General features: G+C 46.1%; 5 protein-coding genes. All 5 read left to right on the top strand.

The window, feature by feature from the left end; translation table 11 throughout:
* The first annotated feature begins 93 nt into the window (after window positions 1–93).
* The 5 genes from WKT01_RS13605 to WKT01_RS13625 all read left to right on the top strand — a co-directional run bounded on the left by WKT01_RS13605 (window position 94) and on the right by WKT01_RS13625 (window position 4,764).
* Window positions 94–1,317 (top strand): PucR family transcriptional regulator, encoded by a 1,224-nt coding sequence (locus WKT01_RS13605; protein ID WP_340312735.1) that lies wholly within the window; start codon window positions 94–96, stop codon window positions 1,315–1,317.
* 122 nt (window positions 1,318–1,439) lie between these two features.
* On the top strand, window positions 1,440–2,378 hold the full coding sequence (locus WKT01_RS13610; RefSeq protein WP_117975148.1) for a DUF1177 domain-containing protein: 939 nt from the start codon (window positions 1,440–1,442) through the stop codon (window positions 2,376–2,378).
* A gap of 3 nt (window positions 2,379–2,381) precedes the next feature.
* Entirely contained in the window at window positions 2,382–3,077 is a 696-nt protein-coding gene (locus tag WKT01_RS13615) for an AroM family protein (protein WP_340312741.1), read from the top strand.
* Between the two features lie 7 nt (window positions 3,078–3,084).
* On the top strand, window positions 3,085–4,029 hold the full coding sequence (locus WKT01_RS13620; RefSeq protein ID WP_117975146.1) for an aminopeptidase: 945 nt from the start codon (window positions 3,085–3,087) through the stop codon (window positions 4,027–4,029).
* 78 nt (window positions 4,030–4,107) lie between these two features.
* Window positions 4,108–4,764: an aspartate/glutamate racemase family protein gene (locus WKT01_RS13625; protein WP_340312747.1), complete on the top strand. Its 657-nt coding sequence runs from the start codon at window positions 4,108–4,110 to the stop codon at window positions 4,762–4,764.
* Window positions 4,765–4,835 lie beyond the last annotated feature (71 nt).

Consider the following 4,835-nt stretch of genomic DNA (forward strand, 5'->3'; position numbering starts at 1 on the left):
ATCAATTCAGATCATCATCACTCTGTATCCATTGAAAAATAGCCTCTGAAATGTTATCGTTAAGAGACCAAGACAAAAGGGAAGTGATGGTGTGTGAAACTGACAGTTAATGACATCAGACAATTATGGGAAAAGGGACAGGCAGAATTAGTGGCAGGAAAAGAGGGACTTGCTCATACTGTTGAAGTCTATGACATGATGGAGCAGCCGGATATCAAGCCATGGCTTAGAAAGGATATGCTGTTGATCACTACAGGATATGCGATCCGCAACGATAAAGAAAAACTGCTGGACCTGATCCGGGATCTGCATGAGGCGGACGCCGCAGCGCTGGCGATTAAAACACGCTTTTTTGGAGAGTTTCCTAAAGAGGCGTTAAAGTTGGCAGATGAACTGCATTTCCCCCTCTTTTTTTTAAACAATGCTTTAGGCTTTATGGAAACGGTTTATCCGGTCATGACGGCAATAGTGAAAGCGAACAATGGAATAGAAATGCAGGATTACTGTCAGATCGGACAGAGCGAAAAGAGGGAATTAGACCGAACATTTTATTTTGCTCTGGTTCAAGGAAAGATGAAAGAGGAGAAAGAGGCGCAAGTAAGGGCGCATTCTCTTTGCTGGCCAAAGGTACCGGTGCGTTGGATGGAAATCCGTCCCTTATATACAAAGAAAGGATGGGGTGGACAAAACAAAGAGAGAATGGAAGAGAAGGCGGAGTTGTTCTTTCAGAAACAGCAACTGCCCTATATTAAACTTTCATTTCCTGAGAAAACGATGATCTTGTTCTGCGAGCCGAAATATATACTTCCCTTTAAGAAAGCTTTGAAAGAGAGGCTGGAAAAGCTGGAGGAAGCGGCGCATACGGAATTGTGCATGTTGATATCTGACAGTATAGGCAGATACCTAGATATGCCAAAAGCGGCCGGGCAGCTGTCTGCCCTTTCACGGATCGCCGGAAATGTTTCTGTGGAAGAGAAAGTCCTGTGGAGAGAAGAAATGCAATATGAAGAGCTTCTGCTGGAAATCGCGAAACTGCCGCAGGTGAAGCTCTATGTGGAGGAGCGTCTGTACTGCCTGAAAGAATATGACAGGGAACATGGTACAAAATTAATAGAAACATTGGAAATGATGATGCGAAATGGAGGCTCAAAAAAGCAAACGGCGGAAAAGCTGTATCTTCATAGAAATACGATGCTGTACCGGGTGAAAAAGATAGAAGAAATACTGAAATGCGATATGGGAGATTTCAAAACGCTGCAGGAACTGGAATTTCTTTGCCGGGTGAAAGCGTATTTCTCAGAAAGTGAAGAAGGATAAGAGGGATATGTGCATAGAGCACAAAGAGTCTGTTTAAAAATTGTTTACATAGAATAAAGACTTTATTGAGATAAAGTGGTATGTTGTTATTAAATAGAAAACGTGTAAAGGAGAGTAAGAATATGTTGATGAAACAGATCATGGAAGCGTACGATATTCTGGATGATGGGAACGTAACAGGGAAGAAAGTGGAGGCATATCTAAGAGGCATAAAATCAGATGCAGATATCGAGGTGTATGAACTAAAAGGACCAAAGGGTTCTACTGATATGCTCAAGGTACGTATCCCGGGTTCTAAAGGAAAAACAAATGGCGGAACTGCGCCGACGATCGGACTTCTTGGCAGACTGGGCGGGCTGGGAGCACGCCCGGATCGGATCGGTTTTGTATCTGATGGTGACGGAGCTCTTGCGGCGGTTGCCCTTGCCGCCAAAATTTTGGATATGCAGAACAAAGGAGATATGCTGGAAGGAGACGTATTGATCTCTACGCATATCTGTCCGGATGCACCGACGCAGCCTCATGATCCGGTTCCTTTTATGGGTTCTCCAGTAGAGATGTCTCAGGTGAACAAAGAAGAAGTATCGGATGATCTGGACGCTATTCTTTCTGTGGATACAACAAAAGGAAATCGCGTGATCAATACAAGAGGATTTGCCATTTCTCCTACTGTGAAAGAAGGGTATATTTTAAGGACTTCCGAGGACCTGCTGGATTTGATGCAGATCACGACGGGCAGACTTCCATATGTATTTCCGCTGGCTACGCAAGATATCACGCCTTATGGAAATGACGTGCATCATATCAACAGTGTATTGCAGCCATGCACGGCGACGAAAGCTCCGGTAGTGGGGGTTGCCATTACGACAGAGGTCATGGTGCCGGGATGTGCGACGGGAGCTACACATGCGACAGATGTAGAAGAAGCGGCACGGTTTATGTTGGAAGTTGCGAAAGCCTTTGGGCGTGGACAGTGTAAATTTTATGATGAAGCAGAATATGCCCGCATTGTGAAATTGTACGGGACTATGGAACATTTGCAGACGCTGGGGAAAGAGTAAGAGGTGAGTATATTGAAGATCGGTGCGATTACTATCGGACAAGCGCCAAGAACAGATGTGACAGCAGATATCATGGATATTTTTGAAGGGCAGGCTGAGCTTATACAGGCTGGCGGACTGGACGGGCTGTCTAAGGAAGAAATCGCTGGCTTTCAGCCGAAAGAAGGAGACTATGTGCTTGTCTCCCGTCTGACAGACGGAACGTCGGTTACTTTCGCAGAACGGCATATCCTGCCAAGGCTGCAGGAGGCGATCGATACGATGGAGGCAGAAGGCTGCCGGCTGATCATGTTCTTTTGCACAGGGAAATTTCCCGAAACATTAACAGCCAGGCATATTCCCTTGATCTATCCGTGCGATATCCTAGATCGCCTGGTTCCTTTGATGACGAAAAAATCGAATATAATCTGTGTGACACCTTCTCCATTGCAGCTTGCGCAGACAGAAGAAAAATGGAGGCAGCATGTAGATAAGGTGACTTCAGTCGCGGCTTCCCCTTATGGAGCATGGGAGGAACTGGAAAAGGCGGCAGAACGGGTGAAAGACATGGAGGCAGATCTGGTCGTTTTGGATTGTATTGGCTATACACAGGAAATGAAGCGTATGTTTGAAGAAAAAACAGGGAAAATGATCGTTCTTCCCCGTACTCTTCTCGCCCGGGTCGTATCTGAACTGACAGATTTAAAGAAAAGAGGATAAAAAGATAATGGAAGATTTAGTAAAGATCGCGGAGCAGGTGCTGGTATCCTGTCTGGGAGTCAGGCGGGGAGAAGAAGTTCTTGTGATCACTGATGATACAAGAAAAGAAATCGGAGAGGCATTGTATGAAGCTGCCGGTCATCTTGGCTGCGAAGGGATGCTGTTTGTCATGCGGGAAAGAGACGTCAGTGGGCAGGAACCTCCTAGGGCGATCGCAGAAGCTATGAAGGCGGCAGATGTCGTGATTGCGCCTACGGCAAAATCGCTGACTCATACAAACGCAAGGATCCAAGCGGCAAAAGAGGGAACGAGAGTAGCCACAATGCCGGGGATCACCAGAGAAATGTTCACTAAAGGAGCGATGACAGCAGACTATGCAGCAGTAGAGAAACTGACCGCAAAGATCACGGATATGCTATCAAAAGCAGACTGTGCGAGAATTGAAAAGGGTGGAAAGATATTACATATTTATTTAAAAGGAAGAAAGGGTGTTCCCAGTCCGGGTGTATATAAGGAAAATGGACAATGCGGGAATCTTCCTTCCGGGGAAGCGTATATCGCTCCTTTGGAAGATGGAGCAGATGGAGAAATGCTCATAGACGGTTCTATGGTAGGGATCGGGAAATTAGAAAGTCCATTGTATATGCAGATCCGCGGAGGAAAACTTTGCCATGTGACAGGAGAAAAAAGAGAGAATCTGGACATCCTGCTGAAAAATCAGGAAAATGCGACGTTGTGTGAACTAGGAATAGGGACCAATGAGGCTGCTGTTTTAAACGGTATTATCTTGGAAGACGAGAAAGTGTATGGAACAGTGCACATTGCCTTTGGGACGAATACTTCCTTTGGCGGGGTAAATAAAGCAGATTGCCATATGGACGGCATTATTTTGCGGCCCACACTCTATCTGGACGACACATTGGTGATTAAAGAAGGAGTATTTCAAGTATAAAAATGAACCCCACAGCCGACAGAAAAGCTGCGAGGTTTTTGTAGCGAGCTTGGCTTGGGCATTTGAAGGAGGAGACAAATGAGTAAGCAGGAAAAAGCATTTAAAATAGGATTGATCCGTGTTCTGACTAGTGAAGATCCGGAGGTACTATATGCTCATCAAAAGCAGATCATGGAGAAATTTCCTACTTTGACGGTAGAGACAAAATGTATTCCGGATCAGCCGGAGGGAATACACAGTCCCGAACTTTGTGAGATTGCAGTTCCCAAGATAGTAGAGACGGCAAAATCCTTTCAGAATGTGGATATGCTCATTGTCAGCTGTGCGGATGATCCGGGAGTCAGGCAGATACGAAAGGCAATGCCGGGTATGCCAGTGACCGGAGGCGGGGAGACAACGGTGGCTCTGGCTCTGCGTTACGGGGAAAAGGTAGGTGTGCTGGGAATTACAGAGTATGCGCCGGACGCTTACAGAAGACTTCTGGCAGGAAAAATGATCCTGGAGAAGCCAAAAGGTGTGGACAGTACGTTGGATCTGATGACGCCGGAAGGAAGAAAACAGGTAATCGCCTCCGGCATGCGTCTGAAAGAAAAGGGAGCAGAAGTGATCGCTCTTGCCTGCACAGGTCTTGCGACGATCGGTGCGGCACAAGAGTTGGAGGACGTTACAGGGCTTCCTGTTATCGATCCGGTGATGGCAGAAGGTCTATTTGCCTACTATGAGAGTATCCGGTAATACGAAAAATCCGATTCGGCAGGTTTTGCCAGTTTTTAGGTTTATAGTTGTATTTCATGCGGGTTCAGTGT

This window comes from Mediterraneibacter sp. ICN-202921, from assembly GCF_037890075.1.
Classification (GTDB): Bacteria; Bacillota; Clostridia; order Lachnospirales; family Lachnospiraceae; genus Mediterraneibacter; species Mediterraneibacter massiliensis.